The organism is Streptomyces sp. NPDC002602 (genome assembly GCF_042889445.1).
In the GTDB taxonomy this organism is placed as follows: Bacteria; Actinomycetota; Actinomycetes; order Streptomycetales; family Streptomycetaceae; genus Streptomyces.
On record NZ_JBIAQX010000003.1, the window covers coordinates 259,025 to 279,178 of the forward strand.

General features: G+C 72.0%; 22 protein-coding genes. 12 read left to right on the forward strand and 10 right to left on the reverse strand.

Annotation, left to right across the window (positions count from 1 at the left end):
* Positions 1–5: 5 nt before the first annotated feature.
* Positions 6–995 (reverse strand): alpha/beta hydrolase, encoded by a 990-nt coding sequence (locus ACFYW3_RS10460; RefSeq protein WP_351762198.1) that lies wholly within the window; start codon positions 993–995, stop codon positions 6–8.
* A gap of 118 nt (positions 996–1,113) precedes the next feature.
* On the opposite strand from ACFYW3_RS10460, the gene ACFYW3_RS10465 reads away from it, so the two are divergent.
* The 4 genes from ACFYW3_RS10465 to ACFYW3_RS10480 all read left to right on the forward strand — a co-directional run bounded on the left by ACFYW3_RS10465 (position 1,114) and on the right by ACFYW3_RS10480 (position 2,923).
* Positions 1,114–1,329 carry a hypothetical protein gene (locus tag ACFYW3_RS10465; protein WP_351762200.1) on the forward strand — a complete coding sequence of 72 codons (216 nt, stop codon included), beginning with the start codon at positions 1,114–1,116 and terminating at the stop codon, positions 1,327–1,329.
* Positions 1,330–1,475: 146 nt separating this feature from the next.
* Positions 1,476–2,114 carry a TetR/AcrR family transcriptional regulator gene (locus tag ACFYW3_RS10470; RefSeq protein ID WP_053680443.1) on the forward strand — a complete coding sequence of 213 codons (639 nt, stop codon included), beginning with the start codon at positions 1,476–1,478 and terminating at the stop codon, positions 2,112–2,114.
* Positions 2,115–2,253: 139 nt separating this feature from the next.
* Positions 2,254–2,481: a DUF3107 domain-containing protein gene (locus ACFYW3_RS10475; protein ID WP_053680445.1), complete on the forward strand. Its 228-nt coding sequence runs from the start codon at positions 2,254–2,256 to the stop codon at positions 2,479–2,481.
* A 139-nt stretch (positions 2,482–2,620) separates the two neighbouring features.
* Positions 2,621–2,923 carry a hypothetical protein gene (locus tag ACFYW3_RS10480; RefSeq protein ID WP_199826568.1) on the forward strand — a complete coding sequence of 101 codons (303 nt, stop codon included), beginning with the start codon at positions 2,621–2,623 and terminating at the stop codon, positions 2,921–2,923.
* A gap of 115 nt (positions 2,924–3,038) precedes the next feature.
* Here the strand turns inward: ACFYW3_RS10480 and ACFYW3_RS10485 are convergent, their stop codons facing one another.
* Entirely contained in the window at positions 3,039–3,797 is a 759-nt protein-coding gene (locus tag ACFYW3_RS10485) for a ferritin-like fold-containing protein (RefSeq protein ID WP_351378277.1), read from the reverse strand.
* A 451-nt stretch (positions 3,798–4,248) separates the two neighbouring features.
* Here ACFYW3_RS10485 and ACFYW3_RS10490 point away from each other — a divergent pair, with 451 nt between their 5' ends.
* The 3 genes from ACFYW3_RS10490 (at position 4,249) to ACFYW3_RS10500 (ending at position 7,387) form a co-directional block, all read left to right on the forward strand.
* Positions 4,249–6,168: a DEAD/DEAH box helicase gene (locus ACFYW3_RS10490; protein ID WP_389386064.1), complete on the forward strand. Its 1,920-nt coding sequence runs from the start codon at positions 4,249–4,251 to the stop codon at positions 6,166–6,168.
* Between the two features lie 92 nt (positions 6,169–6,260).
* Positions 6,261–7,136: an alpha/beta fold hydrolase gene (locus tag ACFYW3_RS10495; protein ID WP_389386065.1), complete on the forward strand. Its 876-nt coding sequence runs from the start codon at positions 6,261–6,263 to the stop codon at positions 7,134–7,136.
* A gap of 98 nt (positions 7,137–7,234) precedes the next feature.
* Positions 7,235–7,387, forward strand: coding sequence for a hypothetical protein (locus ACFYW3_RS10500; protein WP_199826569.1), 153 nt, complete (start codon positions 7,235–7,237; stop codon positions 7,385–7,387).
* Between the two features lie 125 nt (positions 7,388–7,512).
* Here the strand turns inward: ACFYW3_RS10500 and ACFYW3_RS10505 are convergent, their stop codons facing one another.
* The 4 genes from ACFYW3_RS10505 to ACFYW3_RS10520 all read right to left on the reverse strand — a co-directional run bounded on the left by ACFYW3_RS10505 (position 7,513) and on the right by ACFYW3_RS10520 (position 10,454).
* Positions 7,513–8,118 (reverse strand): MarC family protein, encoded by a 606-nt coding sequence (locus tag ACFYW3_RS10505; protein ID WP_351762206.1) that lies wholly within the window; start codon positions 8,116–8,118, stop codon positions 7,513–7,515.
* A gap of 67 nt (positions 8,119–8,185) precedes the next feature.
* Positions 8,186–9,049, reverse strand: coding sequence for a PHP domain-containing protein (locus ACFYW3_RS10510; protein WP_389386066.1), 864 nt, complete (start codon positions 9,047–9,049; stop codon positions 8,186–8,188).
* 91 nt (positions 9,050–9,140) lie between these two features.
* Positions 9,141–9,785 (reverse strand): DUF6758 family protein, encoded by a 645-nt coding sequence (locus tag ACFYW3_RS10515; RefSeq protein WP_351762211.1) that lies wholly within the window; start codon positions 9,783–9,785, stop codon positions 9,141–9,143.
* A gap of 84 nt (positions 9,786–9,869) precedes the next feature.
* Positions 9,870–10,454, reverse strand: a complete 585-nt coding sequence (locus tag ACFYW3_RS10520; RefSeq protein ID WP_389386067.1) for a suppressor of fused domain protein — start codon at positions 10,452–10,454, stop codon at positions 9,870–9,872.
* 380 nt (positions 10,455–10,834) lie between these two features.
* Between ACFYW3_RS10520 and ACFYW3_RS10525 the strand changes: the two genes are divergently transcribed.
* Together ACFYW3_RS10525 and ACFYW3_RS10530 are read left to right on the forward strand one after the other, a co-directional pair.
* Positions 10,835–11,950 (forward strand): magnesium and cobalt transport protein CorA, encoded by a 1,116-nt coding sequence (locus ACFYW3_RS10525; RefSeq protein WP_351762217.1) that lies wholly within the window; start codon positions 10,835–10,837, stop codon positions 11,948–11,950.
* A 95-nt stretch (positions 11,951–12,045) separates the two neighbouring features.
* Positions 12,046–12,558 (forward strand): hypothetical protein, encoded by a 513-nt coding sequence (locus tag ACFYW3_RS10530; RefSeq protein WP_351762219.1) that lies wholly within the window; start codon positions 12,046–12,048, stop codon positions 12,556–12,558.
* A 66-nt stretch (positions 12,559–12,624) separates the two neighbouring features.
* Here ACFYW3_RS10530 and ACFYW3_RS10535 read toward each other — a convergent pair whose 3' ends face one another.
* Entirely contained in the window at positions 12,625–13,422 is a 798-nt protein-coding gene (locus tag ACFYW3_RS10535; RefSeq protein WP_389386068.1) for a hypothetical protein, read from the reverse strand.
* 408 nt (positions 13,423–13,830) lie between these two features.
* Between ACFYW3_RS10535 and ACFYW3_RS10540 the strand changes: the two genes are divergently transcribed.
* The 3 genes from ACFYW3_RS10540 to ACFYW3_RS10550 all read left to right on the forward strand — a co-directional run bounded on the left by ACFYW3_RS10540 (position 13,831) and on the right by ACFYW3_RS10550 (position 17,017).
* Entirely contained in the window at positions 13,831–15,102 is a 1,272-nt protein-coding gene (locus tag ACFYW3_RS10540; RefSeq protein WP_351378256.1) for a magnesium transporter MgtE N-terminal domain-containing protein, read from the forward strand.
* Positions 15,103–15,301: 199 nt separating this feature from the next.
* The gene (locus ACFYW3_RS10545; RefSeq protein WP_385647056.1) at positions 15,302–15,808 is read left to right on the forward strand and encodes a DUF1003 domain-containing protein; all 507 of its coding nucleotides are present in this window, start codon (positions 15,302–15,304) and stop codon (positions 15,806–15,808) included.
* Positions 15,809–15,850: 42 nt separating this feature from the next.
* Positions 15,851–17,017, forward strand: a complete 1,167-nt coding sequence (locus ACFYW3_RS10550) for an Mrp/NBP35 family ATP-binding protein (RefSeq protein ID WP_351762221.1) — start codon at positions 15,851–15,853, stop codon at positions 17,015–17,017.
* A gap of 141 nt (positions 17,018–17,158) precedes the next feature.
* On the opposite strand, the gene ACFYW3_RS10555 is transcribed toward ACFYW3_RS10550, so the two are convergent.
* From ACFYW3_RS10555 to ACFYW3_RS10565, 3 genes are all read right to left on the reverse strand, one after another.
* A complete protein-coding gene (locus ACFYW3_RS10555; RefSeq protein WP_351762223.1) occupies positions 17,159–17,890 on the reverse strand; it encodes a hypothetical protein in 732 nt (243 codons plus the stop codon).
* Between the two features lie 142 nt (positions 17,891–18,032).
* Entirely contained in the window at positions 18,033–18,473 is a 441-nt protein-coding gene (locus ACFYW3_RS10560; protein ID WP_351762225.1) for a sec-independent translocase, read from the reverse strand.
* A 139-nt stretch (positions 18,474–18,612) separates the two neighbouring features.
* A complete protein-coding gene (locus ACFYW3_RS10565) occupies positions 18,613–20,091 on the reverse strand; it encodes a trypsin-like peptidase domain-containing protein (RefSeq protein ID WP_389386069.1) in 1,479 nt (492 codons plus the stop codon).
* Positions 20,092–20,154: the final 63 nt, after the last annotated feature.

Sequence of the window (20,154 nt, forward strand, 5' to 3'; positions counted from 1 at the left end):
GCGCCTCAGCCTCTACCATCTTCTTCGGTGTGTGTCGGTTCTTGTGCGTCTTGCAACAACTCCCGGAAAGCGGCCGCGACCACCTCGGGGTACTCCATCATCGCCACGTGACCGGCCTCCGGCAGACACACCAGCCGCGAGCCCCGGAAAGCGGCGGCGGCCTTGCGCGCCATTCGGTACGAGACCAACTGGTCCCGGCCACCGTAGACCAACAGGGTAGGCGCGAGCACCCGTTGGGCCTGACGCCACAACCCGTGCTGCCCACCGAGGGTGTAGGCGTCGACGATCCCGCGCGACGAACGGGTCATCGCCTCCCAGAAGTACGGGAGCGCCATGCGGCGCGCCATCTCCTCGACGGCCGCCTCGAAACCCTCCGGTGTCACCCGTGTGGGGTCGCCGTAACAGAGGCCCGTCACCCCCCGGGTGCGCTGTTCCGCGCTCAACCCCTTGGTGAGGCGCAGCAACAGGGGCGCCATGCCCGGCATGGCCAGCAGCGCGGTCGGCACCGCCGAGCGCTGCACGCGCAGTTCGGGGAGCGCGGGCGAGACGAGCGTCAGACTGCGCACCAGGTCGGGGCGGGCGGCCGCGACCCGGGTGGAGACGGCCCCGCCGAGCGAGTTGCCGAACAGGTGCACCGGGCCGCGGCCGGCCGCGTCGAGGTGCCGGATGACCGCGCGGGCGAAACCGGTGATCGAGTAGTCCCGGTTCGCGGGGGGCGGGGACCAGCCGAAGCCGGGCAGGTCGACGGCCTCGCCGTCCACCTCGTCGGCCAGACGCTCCATCAGCGCCGACCAGTTCTGCGAGGATCCGCCGAGCCCGTGCACGAACAGCGCGGGCGGCAAGCCCTCCTTCGAGGAGGGCCGGAATCGCACGTTCAGCTCCAGGCCGGGGAGCCGCTCCGTGCGCAGACGCTCTCCCTCGGCCACCCGGACGCCCCCCACCTGGGAGGACGCCTCGGCGGTGGACCGCACACCCGGCAGCTCGGTCGAAGACATGGGGCAATGTTACGAGACGATCACGCTCGACCTCTTGTGTCGGCGGTCACAGGACCACCTGGCGTCGCGGTCGCGATCCTCCTAGGCTCGTAGTACGAGCGAAGGCGAGGGGAGCGCGATGACTGTCGACCCAGCCGAACCGGACACCTTCCGGGAGCGGCTCCGGGAGGACCTCGACCCGGAGACGCCCGAGGCGGATGCCGCGGAGCAGCACATCGAACTCCAGCCCCTCGAAGACGACCCGCTCACGGGGGCCGACCTCGACGAGGCGACCGACGGGGACGCCGCCGAGCAGGCCCGCGTGGTCCCCCTCGACGAGGACGACTACCGCTGACCGCCGCGGAAAGGCGCTGACCAGCGGGTCAGGGCGGTCCGTACCGCGAGAAAACTCGGCTTGAACCCACCAGATCCGGTTACCGAAAAGTACGATGGCGGCGCGGCGCAGAGCGCACTGTGTTCTTAGAGAAAGTGGGAGGCGGCGTGACAGCCATCGAGCAGACGGAGGCAGCGCGTCCCCGGGGCACGCGACTGCCGCGCCGAGCCCGGCGCAACCAGCTCCTGGGCGCGGCCCAGGAGGTCTTCGTCGCGCAGGGTTACCACGCCGCGGCGATGGACGACATCGCGGAGCGCGCCGGGGTCAGCAAGCCGGTGCTCTACCAGCACTTTCCCGGCAAGCTCGACCTCTACCTGGCGCTGCTGGACCAGCACTGCGAGTCCCTGCTGTCGGCGGTCCGCACGGCGCTCGCCTCGACCACGGACAACAAGCTGCGCGTGGCCGCGACGATGGACGCGTACTTCGCGTACGTCCAGGACGAGGGCGGCGCCTTCCGCCTGGTCTTCGAGTCGGACCTGACGAACGAGCCCGCCGTGCGCGAGCGCGTCGACCGTGTGTCGCTCCAGTGCGCGGAGGCCATCTCGGAGGTCATCGCGGAGGACACCGGCCTGTCCAAGGACGAGTCCATGCTGCTGGCCGTGGGCCTCGGCGGCGTCTCGCAGGTCGTGGCCCGGTACTGGCTGTCGAGCGAGAGCCCGGTCGCCCGTGACACCGCGGTCGGCCTGCTGACCTCGCTCGCCTGGCGCGGCATCGCGGGCTTCCCGCTGCACGGTACGGAGGGCTGACCCGGCACCGCCGCGGCGGTGCGCCGCTGTTCGCTGCGAGCGTGTCCGCCACGGGCCGATCGCGTCCCCTCTCCGGGCTAATGTGGACCGGGTACGGCGCGGCTGATCGCGCGAACCGGATCGTCGGAGGGACAAAGCCGTGGAGGTCAAGATCGGCGTGCAGCACGCACCCCGGGAGATCGTGCTGGAGAGCGACCTGAGCGCGGAGGAGCTGGAGGGCGTCGTGGCCGCCGCCCTGTCCGGCACTGCGCCGCTGCTGAGCCTCACCGACATCAAGGGCCGCAAGGTCCTGGTGCCGTCCGACCGCCTGGCGTACGTGGACCTGGGTGAGCCGAGTGCGCGCAAGGTGGGCTTCGGAGCGCTCTGAGGCACGGAGAGCTGAACCTCCCTCAAAGGAGGAAAACGACCCGGCGGTTGATTTCGCCGGGTCGTTTCTCTTTGTTCCGCTTCGGGTAGGAGCGCTGTACTGCAACCCGAATACGCCCTGACGTACGGAAAGGGACCTCATGCTGCTGATGGAAGCGCTCGGCTCCGCTCTGTTGGGCCTCGCCCTGTCCGGGGCCGCCGTGCGCAGATTCGCGAAGCGGCTGCCGTCACCGAGGGTGGTCCTGGTCAGCGGGGTCGTGGGAGCGCTGTTCGGCGCCTATCTCACGCACATGTCGCTCGGACCGGGTCACAACACCCTGGTGGCGACCCTGATCGGCGGGACCCTGGTGTCGGCGGTCGTGCTCTCGCTCCTGCTGCGCCCCGGCTCGGGCTCCGGTCGGACGCACCGACGCCCTCCCTTTTCGCTCCCCTCGCGAGGCTGAGCGGGACGACCGTCGCCCGCCCCCGCCCGTCCCCTGACACGGGTCGGCCCCGGCACGGAGTGCTTCCGTGCCGGGGCCGACGCATGCCTGGGTGGGCTCGAAGCCCGCGTGGGGCTCAGGCCGCGAGGCCGAGGGCCGCCATCCGCTTGGTGTGGGCCTTGGTGATCCGGGTGAACATCTCGCCCACGGCCGCCAGGTCGAATCCGGCCGCCATCCCGTCGACGCCGCCGACCAGCATCGTGGAGAGCGCGTCGCGTTCCGCGACCACGCGCTGGGCCTGCGAGAGCGCCTCGCCCATCAGCCGGCGGGCCCACAGGGCGAGCCGTCCGCCGCAGCGGGGGTCGGCCTCGATCGCCGCGCGCACCTTCTCGACGGCGAAACCGCCGTGGCCCGTGTCGTCGAGCACACCGACGACGAGGGCGCGGGTGTCGGTGTCGAGGTGGGTGGCGACCTCGCGGTAGAAGTCACTGGCGATGGAGTCGCCGACGTACGCCTTGACCAGGCCTTCCAGCCAGTCGGAGGGGGCGGTCTGGCGGTGGAAGTCGTCGACGCCCTTCGCGAAGGGTTCCATCGCCGCGGTGGGGTCGACGTCGATCGCCGCGAGCCGGTCGCGCAGCCGCTCGAAGTGGTGGAACTCGGCGGAGGCCATCTTCGCGAGCTCGGCCTTGTCGCCGAGGGTGGGCGCGAGCTTCGCGTCCTCGGCGAGGCGCTCGAACGCGGCGAGCTCTCCGTACGCCAGCGCGCCGAGGAGGTCCTCGACGGCGGCCCGGTACTGCGGCGAGGCGGAGGCCGTCGCCCAGTCCTGGGCGGCGATTCCGAGCGCCTCGACGGGCGCGCTGTCGTCGGCGGGAGATGCGTTTTCTACGGTCGACATGCTCCGCACAATAGCCCGCCTAAAGCCCGGTCAAGGCACGACCTATGGCCATCGACACTCCGCTTAAACGCGACTACCAGGTGAATTCACCCAACACACCTGCGCGAATCCGGGGTACAGTGGTAATGCGCCTGCCGAATCTCGGCGGGCCGTCCGAATGAGGATGCCCGGTCGGTGGCCCGATCGGCTCCAACCCGACCGCCCTCGATGTGGTGTGTGCGCTCATGCGTACCGCCCTGCACGAGGGGCCCCCTCAGCGGCAGAAGCGCTTGAGCGAAGGCTAGTGGTCCCGCGCAGCTTTGTACGTACGTCGTAGTACTGCAAGCCCGGCACGGTACGACCCCCATCGCCGCCTCGCGCCGCGTCTCACAGAAGAGGCAGCACCCTGACTACGTTCCGAGACCTCGGGATCTTTCCCGAGACGGCCGAGGCCCTTGAGGCCGTCGGCATCGTGTCCCCCTTCCCGATCCAGGAGATGACCCTTCCCGTCGCCCTTTCCGGCACGGACGTCATCGGCCAGGCGAAGACCGGTACCGGCAAGACGCTCGGTTTCGGCCTGCCGCTGCTGGAGCGGGTCGTCGTCCCCGCGGACGTCGAGGCCGGCCGGGCGACGCCCGCGCAGCTCACCGACGCCCCCCAGGCCCTCGTGGTGGTTCCGACCCGCGAGCTGTGCACCCAGGTCACCAACGACCTCCTGACCGCGGGCAAGGTCCGCAACGTGCGCGTCCTCGCCATATACGGCGGCCGCGCGTACGAGCCCCAGGTCGAGGCGCTCAAGAAGGGCGTCGACGTGATCGTCGGCACCCCGGGCCGCCTGCTGGACCTGGCCGGGCAGAAGAAGCTCGACCTCTCCCACGTCAAGGCCCTCGTCCTCGACGAGGCCGACGAGATGCTCGACCTGGGCTTCCTGCCCGACGTCGAGAAGATCATCAACTACCTGCCGCCGAAGCGTCAGACCATGCTGTTCTCGGCGACCATGCCGGGCGCGGTCATCGGACTGGCCCGCCGGTACATGACGCAGCCGACGCACATCCGCGCCACCTCCCCCGAGGGCGAGGGCGTGACCGTCGCCAACATCAAGCAGCACGTCTTCCGTGCGCACAACATGGACAAGCCGGAGCTCGTCTCCCGCATCCTGCAGGCCGAGGGCCGCGGCCTGGCCATGATCTTCTGCCGTACCAAGCGCACGGCGGCCGACATCGCCGAGCAGCTGGAGAAGCGCGGCTTCGCGTCCGGCGCCGTCCACGGCGACCTGGGCCAGGGTGCGCGCGAGCAGGCGCTGCGCGCGTTCCGCAACGGCAAGGTCGACGTGCTCGTGTGCACCGACGTCGCCGCGCGCGGCATCGACGTCGAGGGTGTGACGCACGTCATCAACTACCAGGCGCCGGAGGACGAGAAGACCTTCCTGCACCGTGTGGGCCGCACCGGCCGCGCGGGCAACAAGGGCATCGCCGTCACGCTGGTCGACTGGGACGACATCCCGCGCTGGCAGCTGATCAACAAGGCGCTGGAGCTGGACTTCCACGACCCGGTCGAGACGTACTCCACGTCCCCGCACCTGTTCGAGGAGATGAACATCCCGGCCGGGACCAAGGGCATCCTGCCGCGCGCCGAGCGCGTGCGGGCCGGCCTGAAGGCCGAGAACCTCGAGGACCTGGGCGAGACCGGCGGCCGCGGTGGCCGTGGCGGTCGCGGCGCTGCCGCCGCCGCCCCGGTGGCCGAGGAGCGTCCGGCTCGGACCCGTACCCCGCGTCAGCGTCGTCGGACCCGCGGCGGCAGCGAGCAGGCCGCCGAGGCCGTGGCCGTGGCCACCGCGGTGACCGCCGTGACCCCGGTCGCCGAGGCGCCCGAGGCGACCGAGGCCCCGGCGGTCGACGAGCCGCGCAGGCCGCGCCGTCGCCGGACCCGTGCGTCGGCCCCGGCCGCCGTGGTCGAGTCCGCCGTGGTGGCCGCCCCGGTCGAGGCGCCGGCCCCGGAGCCCGACTTCCAGATGGCTCCGCTCGTGGAGCCCCCGGTCAAGGTGCGCCGCACCCGGCCGCGCAAGGTCGCGGCGGCCCCGGTCGCCGAGGCCGTGGCCATCGCCTCCCAGGCCGCCGCCGTCGAGGCTCCGGTGGTCGTGGCCACCGCGGTCGAGGAGGCCCCGGTCAAGGTGCGCCGGACCCGCACGCGCAAGGTGGCGGAGCCCGCTCCGGTCGCCGAGGCCGCCGTCGAGGCCGAGGAGGCCCCGGTGAAGCCGAAGCGCACCCGTGCCCGCAAGGCCACCGCGGTCGCCCCGGACGCCTCGGCGGCCGTGGTCGACGCCGAGGAGGCGCCGGTCAAGCCGAAGCGCACGCGTACCCGCAAGGCCGTGGCGCAGACCCCCGAGGCCTGAGCCGCACCGCCGTACGAGGACGGCCCCGACCCCCTTCGAGGGGGTCGGGGCCGTCCTCGTGTCCGGGCGTACGGGCCGGTAACCTCGGGCCCATGAGCAAGCCACCGCGCCTCACCCTGCCGCCCGCGGCCCGTGCGTACCGCCTGACGACCGCGCGCGGCGCGTTCGCCGTGCACGAGGCGGGTGAGCCGCTGCGCGGCACCGCCCTGCTGGTTCCCGGGTACACGGGGAGCAAGGAGGACTTCATCGGACTGCTGGAGCCGCTGGCCGAGGCCGGCTTCCGGGTGGTGGCGGTCGACGGGCGCGGTCAGCACGAGAGCCCCGGCCCCCGCGAGGAGTCCGCGTACGCGCTGGAGGAGCTGGCGGCGGACGTGCTGGCCCAGGCGGCGGCCGTGTCCGGCGAGGGGGGCCCGATCCACCTGGTGGGTCACTCGCTGGGTGGTCTGATCGCCCGCGCCGCCGTGCTGCGCGACCACACCCCCTTCGCCTCCCTGACCCTGATGAGCAGCGGTCCGGCGGCTATCTCGCAGGCGCAGCAGGAGCGTACGAAGCTGCTGGTGGCGGCTCTGGAGTCGCTGCGGGGGGTCACGCCCGCAGAATGCATGTCGGTGGTGTGGGCGGCGATGCGGGCCCAGGACCCGGTGGACGCCCCGGTCGACGGCCCCGAACTGACGGAGTTCCTGCGCGGGCGGTGGCTGGCGACCGAGCCGGAGCAGTTGATCGCCACCGGGCGGGTGCTGATGTCGGAGCCGGACCGGGTGGCCGAGCTGGCTGTGGTGCCGCTGCGCATGCTGGTGCTGTCCGGAGTGGTGGACGACGCGTGGCCGGTGCCGCTGATGGACTCCATGGCCGATCGCCTGGGGGCGTCGCGGGTGATCGTGAAGGGCGCGGAGCACTCCCCAAACGCCGAGAATCCGCAGGTCACGGCCGATGCGCTGGCGGACTTCTGGAGCGCGACCACGCGCTGATAGTTAGCCAGTGAAAAAATTTCCTTAGCGTAGGGAATGTTTGCCGCTTACACTTCGTTAACCCTGTGCAAGGAGAACACCGACGAAGGGAGAAGCCCGTGCGCTTCGAGATTCTGCGCCTGGACGATGTCGACGGATCCGCCGTGGACAGCACCGTCGTGGACGCGGCCTCCGTCAACCGGATCGTGCAGCAGGCCGCGTCTGTCGGCCAGCGCATTCTGATCCGACCGGCCGAGACGGCGTCCTCCTGACCCACCTGACGCGAGCCGCCTGACGGCCGCCGCGTGTATGGACACCGATGCCCCGCACCGATCCGGTGCGGGGCATTCGCATGTGTGTCGCCTGGTCCGTCGTGGTGTCGAGGCCGCGCCCGCGATCAGGAGGTGTGCACGACCTGGACGACACCGTTGATGATCTGCTGGACCGCGATGGCGGAGAGCATCATGCCGGCGAGCCGCGTCACCAGGACGACGCCGCCGTCCTTGATGACCCGGATGATCACCAGCGAGTAGCGCATGGTGATCCACAGCACGACGTGCATGGCGACGATCGCCGCCCAGACGGAGACCTGGCCGCTGAAGCCGGGCGCCTTCTGCACGGCGAGGATGACCGACACGATCGCGCCCGGTCCGGCCAGCAGGGGCATGCCGAGCGGGACGAGGGCGACGTTCACGTCCTTGGTCTGCTTGGGCTCGTCGGTCTTGCCGGTCAGCAGGTCGAGGGCGATGAGCAGGAGCAGCAGCCCGCCGGCGATCATCAGCGCCGGAACGGACACGTGCAGGTAGTCCAGGATCTGCTGGCCGCAGAGACCGAAGACGGCGATGACGCCGAAGGCCACGCAGACGGCCTGCCAGGCCATGCGGCGCTGCACCTTCGCGGGGCGCCCGGAGGTCAGGGCGAGGAAGATCGGCGTGATCCCCGGGGGGTCCATAATCACAAAAAGGGTGAGAAAAAGGGATCCGAAGACGGCGAAATCAAACACAGTGATGCCTTGCAGGAGAGAGGGGTGAAGCGAAGAGAGAGCGGGGCGGGCGAGGAACCGGTCCTCGTTACGCGAGCGGTCCGCCGGCGCCGGGCACGGGGAACGCCCCGGTGGAACGGCGCGTGATCTCGCCGTAGATCTCCGGGTCGGTGGTGTACTCGCCGAGGCGACAGGACTTGCGGGTGCCGTGGTAGTCGCTGGACCCGGTGGTCAGCAGGTCCAGGTCCGCGGCCAGTGCGCGCAGTCGGGCCCGGGTGTCCGCGTCGTGGTCCATGTGGTCCACCTCGATGCCGTCCAGCCCGGCGGCCGCCAGGGCCGCGATGGCAGCCTCGGGGACGACCCGCCCGCGCTTGACCGCGGCGGGGTGCGCGAAGACGGTGACCCCACCGGCCGCCTTGACGAGGCGGACGGCGTCGAAGGGGTCGAGTTCGTGCTTGCCGGCATAGGCGCGGCCGCCGTCGGCGAGCCAGTCCGCGGTGAACGCGTCGGACACGGTGGGCACGACGCCCAGGTCCACCATGGCGGTGGCGATGTGCGGACGGCCCACGGAGCCGTCGCCCGCGATGCGGGCGACCCGCTCCCAGGTGATGTCCACGCCGAGGTCCCGCAGCTTGCCGATCATGGCCTGCGCGCGGGGGGTGCGGTCGTCGCGGACCAGCTCCCGCTCACGGGCGAACTCGGGCTCCTCGGGATCGAAGAGGTACGCGAGCATGTGCATGCCGACGCCGTCGAGACGGCAGCTGAGTTCGGCCCCGGTGACGAGCGTGAGGCCGGCCGGCACGTGGGCGATGGCCTCGGCGTATCCCCCGACGGTGTCGTGGTCGGTCAGCGCGACCACGTCGAGCCCGGCGGCGGCGGCGTTGCGGACCAGTTCGGCGGGGGTGTCCGTGCCGTCGGATGCCGTGGAGTGGGCGTGCAGGTCGATGCGCACAGCCGTGCTCCATGGTTCTCGTACGGACGGGGGGACACTCCAGAATACCCAGCCCCGCGAGCCCCACGGCCCCACCGCACGGCGGGCACGGTCAGGACGGGCCGAGGATCCGGGGGCTCAGGGCGCCGCAGGGAAGGAGTTCGACCTCGGCACCCGCGTCGCGCAGATCCGTCAGGACCAGCTCGTCGTACATCAGCAGCCCCGACTGTTCGGGCCAGACGATCGCCCACAGCCACAGCCCGCGCGCCTCGCCGGCGAAGACGGCGCGGTCGTCCGGGGTGCCGGTGACGTGCCACAGCGGTGTCGGCCGGCCGGCGGCGACGACCTTGGCGTGCGGCGGACCCGAGACGTCCATGTGGGGACCCGGGTCGGGCGCGTCGATCCCCGCGTACCGCGCGCCGAGTCCGACGCCCAGCTCCTCGGCGATCAGCAGCAGCTCGCCGATACCGCCCAGGGGCCCGGGACCCGAGCAGGCCACGGCGGTGGCCCGGCCCCCGCTGCGGTCGTCACCGGCGGCCGCGACCCCGGTGAACAGCCATCCGACCGGCAGCGGCCACGGCATCCAGACCGGCACCTGCGCCCGGTGGACGACCACGCCCAGGCCCTCGACGCTCGGCGGGATGACGGGCTGCAGGGGATGGACGGCGCCGTCTACCGCGCACTGCCAGGAGTCGGCGAAAAGACCGGGTGCGCGGACCCGGCCTCCGCACTTCGGGCAACTCGGTTCGCCCCTCATAGGAAGCACGCTCCTCCCCGCCCGGCGCCCCGTCAAGACGCGATCACCCGTCCGGATCCCATCCGTACCCGCAACCGGCGGCGCTCAGTCCAGTACGACGGCGCTGCGCAGCGGGTCCCGCAGATCCGTGCCGCGCGCGAGCCAGCGCTCCTGGAGCGCGGCGGCGCCGTGGACCCGCTTCCAGGCGGCCTCGTTCGCCGTCATCGGGAGCAGGGGGAGGAAGTGCACGGGGTCCATGGGCTCGTCGAGTTCCAGGTCGGGCACCAGCCCGCCCGGTTCCGCGACCAGCACCGAGGTGAACGGTGCCCCCTCCCAGAGCGGTTCGCCCACGTCCAGCGAGGCCCCGGGGGCGACGATCAGGCCCTCGACGACGGGGGAGGCGCCGAGCACGGCGAGCGGTCGCAGCAGCCGGTCGGTGGGGGCGAGGCCCCCGCGGACGGTCAGCACCAGTTCGGCGCGCGGACCGCGCACCGGGTCGGCGACCACGGCGGTGGGGTCGGTCATCGGGTGGGCGGACATGCCGAGGGTCGCGTACCGCAGGAGGTCACCCTCCACGAAGCGGAGTACCTCGATGCGATCGGTGCCCAGGAAGGTGACGGCGGCGCGGGCGTCGGGTTCGCCGAACGCGGTCCGCAGCCGGGTCTCCACAAGAGCCAGAATTTCTGCCATGGAGCGAGCATAGAACTCGTATCCCCCGGGTAAAGGGCGGGTCTTGACCATCCGTCGGCTGATAGTGTTGACAGCTGGTTCGACCCGCGTGCAGAAGCATCGTTTCAAGGGCCGGACGACAGGACGTCCCCCACGGGGGACCGGCCGGAGGAGGTGGGGCTGCAATGGATCGAAGTCGATCGTGCAGTACCAATCGCTCTTCCACTTTCAGGCCGGGCGCCTCCCGCCCCCTGTGATCTCGCGATCAGTAGAAGAGCGACGGCAGAACTTTGTCCTCTCCGTCCTTCTCCTTCCGCCTGCCGGGGCCTGCCCGCCCGCCCGCAGCCGCGGAGGGTCTCCCACCCGTACGGTCCGCAGCCGTGCGCGCGAAGGAGCCTGCCATGTCGATGCTGCCCTACCTCCGTGCCGCCGTCCGTCCGTCCCTGCGCCGGTCCACCTCCGCGCAGCCCGGCTACGACACCACCCGTGACCCGTCCGCGAGCAGCGCGGTGGTCGACTGCGCCGTGTACCGCGACGGCCGGCGCGCGCCCGGACCGGGCTGTCTGACGCCCCGTGAGGCGATCCGTCGGGTCCGCGAGGACGGCGGGTTCGCCTGGATCGGCCTGCACGAGCCGACCGAGTCCGAGTTCGCGGGGATCGCCGCCGTCTTCGGACTGCACCCGCTCGCCGTGGAGGACGCGGTGCACGCGCACCAGCGGCCGAAGCTGGAGCGCTACGACGACACCCTCTTCACCGTCTTCAAGACGATCCACTACGTCGACCACGCCCAACTGACCTCGACCAGCGAGGTGGTGGAGACGGGCGAGGTGATGTGCTTCACCGGACCCGACTTCGTCATCACCGTCCGGCACGGCGGCCAGGGCTCCCTCAAGGGCCTGCGGCACCGCCTCCAGGACGACCCCGAACTGCTGGCCCGGGGGCCTTCGGCCGTGCTGCACTCCATCGCCGACCACGTGGTCGACGGGTACATCGCCGTCGCGGCGGCCGTCCAGGACGACATCGACGAGGTGGAGAGCGAGGTCTTCGCCGCGCCCGCCAAGGGCGCCACCCGCGGCGGCGACGCGGGCCGCATCTACCAGCTCAAGCGCGAGGTGCTGGAGTTCAAGCGGGCGGTCGCCCCGCTGCTGCGCCCCATGGAGCTGTTGAGCGAGCGCCCGATGCGGCTGGTGGATCCGGACATCCAGAAGTACTTCCGCGACGTCGCGGACCACCTGGCGCGGGTGCACGAGCAGGTCGTGGGCTTCGACGAGCTGTTGAACTCGATCCTCCAGGCCAACCTCGCGCAGGCGACCGTCGCCCAGAACGAGGACATGCGCAAGATCACCTCCTGGGCGGCGATCATCGCCGTGCCCACGATGATCTGCGGGGTGTACGGAATGAACTTCACGCACATGCCGGAGCTCCAGTGGAAGTACGGCTACCCGATGGTGATGGTGACCATCGTCGCGACCTGTCTCACCATCCACCGGTCCCTCAGACGCCACGGCTGGCTGTAGGGGATGTCCTGTCGATCGGGCCCGGACGCGACGAGCCCGGCCCGACCGACAGGACACCTCCCTGCGAACCGGGCGCGGCCGGCTACGCTGTCCCCATGACTCTCAGCGCGCTCGATCTGGCCCTCGTCGAGGAGGCCGGCAAGAAGTCCGGCCTGATCTGGGTCCGCGGCTCCGGGGCCGATCGGGCCCTGTGGCACGCCTGGGTGGACGGCGCCGCGCACGTGCTCGGCGACGGGCCCGGGGAGCAGCCGTTCCCGGGGCTCGCGGACGGCTCGACGGCCGAGGTCACCGTACGCAGCAAGGACAAGGGCGGCCGGCTCGTCGCGTGGACGGCGACCGTGCGCGAACTCCCGCCGCGCGGCGAGGAGTGGCAGGCCGCGGTGGCCGAGCTGAAGGGCAAGCGGCTGAACGCCCCCGACTCCGAACTGATGACGGAGCGGTGGGCGCGCGAGTGCCGGCTGCTGCGGCTGGAGCCCGAGGCCGTACGGGACGCGCTGCCGGCCGGTTCGCTGGCCGCGGCCCCGCTGCCCTCCCCCGCGACGACCCGACGGGCCATCCCGGCAGGGCTGCCGAAGCTGCTGCTGAAGCGGCGCAAGGCCGCGCGCTGAACCTCGGGCGGTGACGGGTCGCGACGGGCCCGGCCCGCCGCCGGTCGGCCTCGGGTCGGCCGCCGTTCAGCCGCCGGGGTTGGAGCCCTGGCCCGAGCTGCCGCTCGGGCTCGGCTTGACGCCGCCCTGGTTCCTGGTCGTGGGCAACTGGGACCCGTAGTCCACCGTCTGGTCCTTCGCGGGGGGATCCAGCGGGAAGGCCTGGCCCCAGTCCGCGAGCTCCACCCGGCCGGCCCCGCCCGCGCGTTCCATGAGCAGCGGGTAGGGCGTGCCGTCGAGGGACACCGAGAGGCGACCGCCCTTGCCCCCGTCGGCCAGGAGCGGGACCACGCGGGCGTGCCCGACCTTGCTGTACGGGCTCTTGGTGAGCTTGCCGTCGAGGCCGAGCAGCCCGTCGAGCAGGACGCCCATGTCGGTGAAGCCGCGGAACTGCTTGTAGGTGGGGTCGCTCTGGGGCACCTTCACGAACTTGTCGCCGAGCTTGCCCGCCGAGTCGGTCTCGCCCCAGAAGGCGGCGCTGGCCTTCAGGTAGAGCTGCTCCCCGACGCGCAGCACCTGGAAGGTGTCCTCCTGGGACTTCACCTCGCCGGTGCCGCCGTCGAACTTCAGGCGCATGTCGAGGGTGAAGGACTTGCCGCCGCTGACCAGGGTGCCGGACAGGTGCACCGAGGATGCCGCGGTGGCCGCCGTCCGCGCCTGCGCCTCGATCTTGTCGGCGGAGAGCTTGCCGACCCCGTTGGTCCCCTTGTCGGGATCCTCGCCGGCGCCGCCGCCACAGCCCGTGACGGAGACGGCGAGGCCCGCGCACAGGACGCCGGCGACGGCGGCCCGGCGCAGCCGTGCGACAGGGAGGTTGGCGGTCACGGGCGGGTGCCTCTCGGTGGTTCCTCTGGGGGCGACAGGCAGCGTACCCGCCCGTGCGTCGCGGCCCGCGCCCGCGTCCGGAGAGGGGTGCGGGGGCCTTTGGGCCCTGTCGTCGAAGGGGCGCCGGTGAGGCCCGTGGCATCCGGTGCCGTGCATCGCGAGGCGGAGGGGCGCCCTTGTACCGGACGTACCCGGGTGCCCCGACAACGCGGCGGGGCGCGGTACCGGGCGCCACGGGCCGGGCGAGACCTCGACGACAGGGCCCGGCGGCGGCCCCCGCACGGCTCGGACGGTCGCGCCACCCCCGGCCGGACGGCCCCACCAGGACGCTTCGCGGGGGCACGGGCTAGCCTGAGGCTCGGCACGACTCTTGATCGACGGTTGGTTCACGCTCTAGGAGGCGCTCGGATGGCTGCAGGCGCCCCGCGGATCTTCGTCTCGCATCTGTCGGGTGTGCCCGTCTTCGATCCCAACGGCGATCAGGTGGGCCGAGTCCGCGACATCGTCGCCATGCTGCGCGTCGGCGGTCGCCCGCCGCGGCTGCTGGGCCTGGTCGTCGAGGTGGTCAGCCGGCGCCGGATCTTCCTGCCGATGACCCGGGTGACGGGCGTGGAGTCCGGTCAGGTCATCACCACCGGTGTCGTCAACATGCGGCGCTTCGAGCAGCGCCCCACCGAGCGGCTGGTCCTCGGCGAACTCCTCGACCGGCGCGTGCGGCTGACCGCTACCGGCGAGGAGGTCACCGTCCTGGACGTGGCCATCCAGCAGTTGCCCGCCCGCCGGGACTGGGAGATCGACCGGATCTTCGTGCGCAAGGGCAAGGCGGGCGCGCTGCGCCGGCGCGGCGAGACCCTCACGGTGGAGTGGTCCGCGGTGAGCGGGTTCTCGTTGGAGGAGCACGGGCAGGGCGCCGAGAGCCTGGTGGCGACCTTCGAGCAGATGCGACCGGCCGACCTGGCGAACGTACTGCACCACCTGACGCCGAAGCGTCGCGCCGAGGTCGCCAGCGCCCTCGACGACGACCGGCTCGCGGACGTCATGGAGGAGCTGCCCGAGGACGACCAGGTGGAGATCCTCGGCAAGCTGAAGGAGGAGCGCGCGGCCGACGTCCTGGAGGCGATGGACCCCGATGACGCGGCCGACCTGCTGTCCGAGCTGCCCGAGGACGACAAGGAGCGGCTGCTGACGCTGATGCAGCCGGACGACGCCGCGGACGTGCGCCGGCTGATGTCGTACGAGGAACGCACGGCGGGCGGTCTGATGACGACGGAGCCGATCGTGCTGCGCCCGGACGCCACGGTCGCCGACGCGCTGGCCCGGGTACGGCAGTCGGACCTGTCGCCGGCGCTGGCGGCGCAGGTGTACGTGTGCCGGCCGCCGGACGAGACGCCGACGGGCAAGTACCTGGGGACGGTGCACTTCCAGCGGCTGCTGCGGGACCCGCCGTTCACCCTGGTCAGCTCGATCGTGGACACCGACCTGCCGCCGCTGCGGCCGGACGCCTCGCTGCCGGTGGTGACCAGCTACCTGGCCGCCTACAACATGGTCGCGGTGCCGGTGGTCGACGAGAGCGGCTCGCTGCTGGGCGCGGTGACCGTCGACGACGTGCTCGACCACCTGCTGCCGGACGACTGGCGGGAGACGGACTTCCATTCCGAGGAGGCCGTGAGTGGCCACTGAGCGGGGGCGCGGCGATCGGGGCCGGGGCGCCGGGGCCCCGCGCGGCGACGCCGCGCGCAAGCAGCGGCGGGAGCGGCGCGACCATGCCCGCGAGGGCCTGTCGGATCGGCTGGAGGAGGCGGCGGAGCGGCTGCGGGCCGACCGGCCGGAGCGTTCCGCCGACCGGTCCAAGGGGAGCGCCCCGTCCGGGTCGAGCGCGCTGACGCGTTCGCGCGTCCGGCTGGACCAGCCGCGGGCGGCACGCCGCCGGCTGTTGCCCGAGTACGACCCGGAGGCCTTCGGGCGGCTGTCGGAGAAGGTGGCGCGGTTCCTGGGCACGGGCCGGTTCATCGTCTGGATGACGATCGTCATCATCGCCTGGGTGCTGTGGAACATCTTCGCGCCCGTGCACCTGCGGTGGGACGAGTACCCGTTCATCTTCCTGACGCTGATGCTGTCGCTCCAGGCCTCGTACGCGGCCCCGTTGATCCTGCTCGCCCAGAACCGGCAGGACGACCGCGACCGGGTCAACCTGGAGCAGGACCGCAAGCAGAACGAGCGGTCCATCGCCGACACCGAGTACCTGACGCGGGAGATCGCCTCGCTGCGCATGGGCCTGGGCGAGGTCGCCACGCGCGACTGGATCAGGTCGGAGTTCCAGGACCTGATCAAGGAGATGGACGAACGGCGGCTGCTGGCCCCCGAACGTGACGAAGGCGACCGCTGACGGGCTTACCGACGGCGTGCCGGTGAGCCGTACCATCGGGACATGGCTACCGACACAAGCTCCGCCGACGCCGCCGTGCCCGAGCAGGACGCGATCCTGGACGCGCTGGCGACGGTGAACGACCCCGAGATCCACCGGCCGATCACCGAGCTCGGCATGGTCAAATCGGTGGAGATCGGCGACGGCGGCGCGGTCGCCGTCACCGTCTACCTGACGGTGTCGGGCTGCCCCATGCGCGAGACGATCACCAAGAACGTCACCGAGGCCGTCGAGGGCGTCCCCGGTGTCACCTCCGTCGCCGTCACCCTCGACGTGATGAGCGACGAACAGCGCAAGGACCTGGCGAACACCCTGCGCGGCGGCACCGCCGAGCGCGAGGTGCCCTTCGCCAAGCCGGGCTCGCTGACCCGTGTGTACGCGGTCGCGTCCGGCAAGGGCGGCGTCGGCAAGTCCTCGGTGACGGTGAACCTCGCCGCGGCGATGGCGGCGGACGGTCTGAAGGTGGGCGTGGTCGACGCGGACATCTACGGCCACAGCGTGCCGCGCATGCTCGGCGTGGACGGGCGCCCCACCCAGGTCGAGAACATGATCATGCCGCCCTCCGCGCACGGCGTGAAGGTGATCTCCATCGGCATGTTCACCCCGGGCAACGCGCCGGTGGTCTGGCGCGGTCCGATGCTGCACCGCGCGCTCCAGCAGTTCCTGGCGGACGTGTTCTGGGGCGACCTGGACGTCCTGCTGCTCGACCTCCCGCCGGGCACCGGCGACATCGCGATCTCGGTGGCCCAACTGGTGCCGAACGCCGAGATCCTCGTGGTGACCACCCCGCAGCAGGCCGCCGCCGAGGTGGCCGAGCGGGCCGGTTCGATCGCCGTGCAGACCCACCAGAAGATCGTCGGTGTCGTCGAGAACATGTCGGGCCTGCCGTGCCCGCACTGCGACGAGATGGTGGACGTCTTCGGTTCGGGCGGTGGGCAGAAGGTCGCCGACGGGCTGACCAAGACGGTCGGCGCCTCGGTGCCGGTGCTGGGCTCGATCCCGATCGACGTCCGGCTGCGCGAGGGCGGCGACGAGGGCAGGCCCGTCGTCCTGTCCGACCCCGACTCCCCCGCCGGCGCGGCCCTGCGCGCGATCGCCGGCAAGCTCGGCGGCCGGGCCCGCGGTCTCTCGGGCATGTCGCTGGGGATCACCCCGCGCAACAAGTTCTAGTACTCGTCCGAGAGCACGAAACGGGGGAGGGCACCGCCGATCGGCGGTGCCCTCCCCCGTTTCCGTCACCCGTCCCGCCGTGCGTTTCCGGCGTGGGGGGGGCGGACTTCCGGCGGCTACCGGTACGCGTCCTTCCGGCGGCTACCGGTACGCGTCCAGGTCGCCGATCACCGAGAAGCCGAGTCCATACGCGCTCATGCCGCGCCCGTACGCGCCCAGGTGCACCCCGCCCCGGGAGCCCGCGAGCACCCAGCCGAACTCCGACTCGCGGTAGTGGAACGGCGTCGGCTCCCCGTCCACCGGCAGGGACAGCGTCGACCAGTCCTCGCCGTCGAGGTCGTCGGCGAGTTCCCAGGCCGCCTCGGTCTGCTGGTCGAGCCAGTCGTCGCGCAGGCTGTGGTCCATCCGACCGGGCCAGCTGTAGGCCAGCAGGCCCGAGCCGGCCAGCCAGGCGGCCGAGGAGACCGAGGTGGCCTCCAGGACGCCGGTTCCGTCGGCGCTGCGGCGGAGCGGGTTGCCGGCGACGGTGATCACCACCGCGAAGTGTTCCTTCTCGCCGGTGGCGATCTCCCCGCGCACGGACGGCTCGTCCCCGTGGCCGGTGGAACCGTGCTCCACGGTCCCGTCAGCGGCGGTGCCGACCTGCATCAGCCGGCGGGGGCCGGTGAAGGCCCCGTCCAGGCCGTACCAGGGGAAGTCCGCCCGCAGGTACCCCTCCACCGCCCGACGGGCCGCAGGGGCGGGGTCGGTGGCCTCCTGGGCCGCCCCGGGGCTCTGTTGCGGGTCCTGCTGTGCCTGCGGGTCGTCCGCGGGCAGCTCTGCGGGGATCTCGGCAGGCTGCGCGCCTACCCGGCTACTGCTCGTCGTCTCCATCTGGGCGGCCTCTCGTTCCCTGGGGTCCGGAACGGCCCTCCCCCTCGACTCGCTGGGGGGACCCCCTCCCTCGGGCGTCCTGCGTCCGGACGGACAGATGGAGGATAGCCATCCGACTCCGGATCACCGGGCAGGCGGCGGCTCAGGTGGCGTCGGCGTCGAAGGGAGTGCGCTGCTCGGGGGACGGGGCGGCGGGCTTCTTCAGCAGGTCGGGGCCGGTGCCCGCGGCGGCGGACGCGGACGGGGTCGCGGGCGCGGCGGGCTCCTTGCCGTTCACGGCGTCGGTGACGTCGTTGAGCTCCTTGCGGAGGTCGAAGCTGCTGCGGATGTCCTTGAGGTCCTCGTTCTCCGTCAGCTGCTTGCGGATGAACGTCTTGGGATTGAGGTCCTCGAACTCGAAGTCCTTGAATTCCGGACCCAGTTCGGAGCGGATGTCCTGTTTGGCACTGTCCGAGAACGACCGGATCTTGCGGATCACCCCGGTGACGTCCTGGATCATCTTCGGCAGTTTGTCCGGACCGAAGACGAGAATGGCCAGCACGACGATCGTGACCAGCTCGAGTGCGCCTATGTCGTTGAACACCTTGCCGCTCCTCGGCTCTCTTCACGTCGGGCCAGGACAACGGTACCCGGCGATGCCTCGGGACCCATACGCCCGTACCGCACGGGTACCACTTTCGCCGCCTTCCGGCGCCGGGGGCGCGTCGGGCGCGCCGCCGGTGTCACGAGCCGTCGGCCGAACCCAGCACCACGTCCAGCGTGCGCTCCCCGCCGTCGCGCAGCACGGTCAGGTTCAGGGAATCGCCCGGCCGGTGGGCCCGGATCTTGATGATCAGCTCGTCCCCGCCGTGCACCCGCTGCCCGTCCACCTTGGTGATCACGTCGCCCGCCTTGATCCCGGCGCGGGCTCCCGGCCCGTCGGCGACGACAGGGGGCTTGCCGTCCCCGGCCTTGGTCCCGACACGGGCTCCGTCGCCCTTGTACTGCATGTCGAGGGTGACTCCGATGACCGGATGGGTGGCGTGCCCGGTGCCGATGAGTTCCTCCGCGACCCGCTTGCCCTGGTTCACGGGGATGGCGAAGCCGAGGCCGATGCTGCCGCTCTGGCGGTCCTCCTCGTCTCCGTCGCCGCTCTTGTCGGCGCCCCGGATGGCGCTGTTGATGCCGATGACGTGGGCGCGGGCGTCGAGGAGCGGGCCGCCGGAGTTGCCGGGGTTGATCGGTGCGTCGGTCTGGAGGGCGTCGACGTAGCTGATGTCGCTGCCGTCGCCCTTGTCGCCGCCCGCGGTGATGGGGCGCCCGGTGGCGCTGATGATGCCCGCGGTGACGGTGTTGGAGAGGTCGAAGGGGGCTCCGATGGCCACCACCGGGTCGCCGACCTTGACGTTCTCGGAGTTCCCGAGGGCCAGGGGCCGCAGTCCGCGCACCCCCTCGACCTTGACCACGGCCAGGTCGTAGCCGCCGTCCCGGCCGACGAGTGTGGCGGGGACGCTCTCACCGGTACTGAAGGTGACCGTTATGTCCTTGGCGTCGGCGACGACGTGGTTGTTGGTGAGGATGTGTCCCTGCGGGTCGAGCACGAAGCCCGTGCCCGTGCCGCTGCCCGCGCCTCCGCTGACGTGGAGGGTGACCACTCCGGGCAACGCCGAGGCGGCGATCCCGGCGACGCTGTCGGGGGCCCGCCCCTTGGAGTCGACGGCGGCCTGCGGGAGTTCGAGGCGGGTGCTGCTCCGGCGCTCGGCGAGGACGCCCAGGAAGCCCCCGACACCGCCGGCGAGGAGGGCGACGCCGACCGCGAGGGCCACCACCTGCCACATGCGGAACCCGCGCGGCTCCCGACCCCGGTCCACCACGTGCAACGGCCGGGCCGCCCAGGGGTCGTACCGCGGCGCGGCCTCGTGCCCCGCGTCGGGATCGACCTCCACACCGGTACCGGTACCGGCCTCGGCGTCGACCACGGTCGCGGCGTCCGGGTCGGGAGCGGTGACCGGGTCGGGAGCGATGACCGGGTCGGGCAGGGGGCCGTGGCACGGGTCCGAGTGCTGCGGGTCCGGGTACTGAGGGTTGGAGCGCTGCGGGTCCGAGTGCTGCGGGTCCGAGCGCTGCGGGGGCACCTCCGCCGGACTCGCCTTCGCAGGGCCGTCGGGCCGGCTCCACCACTGTGGCGCCCGCGACGCATCGGTCTGCTGGCTGTCGGACATGCGCGCTCCCCGCGTACCTGTCGCACCGCCGGGCGGCGCATCTGCCGCCGATTCAACCAGGTC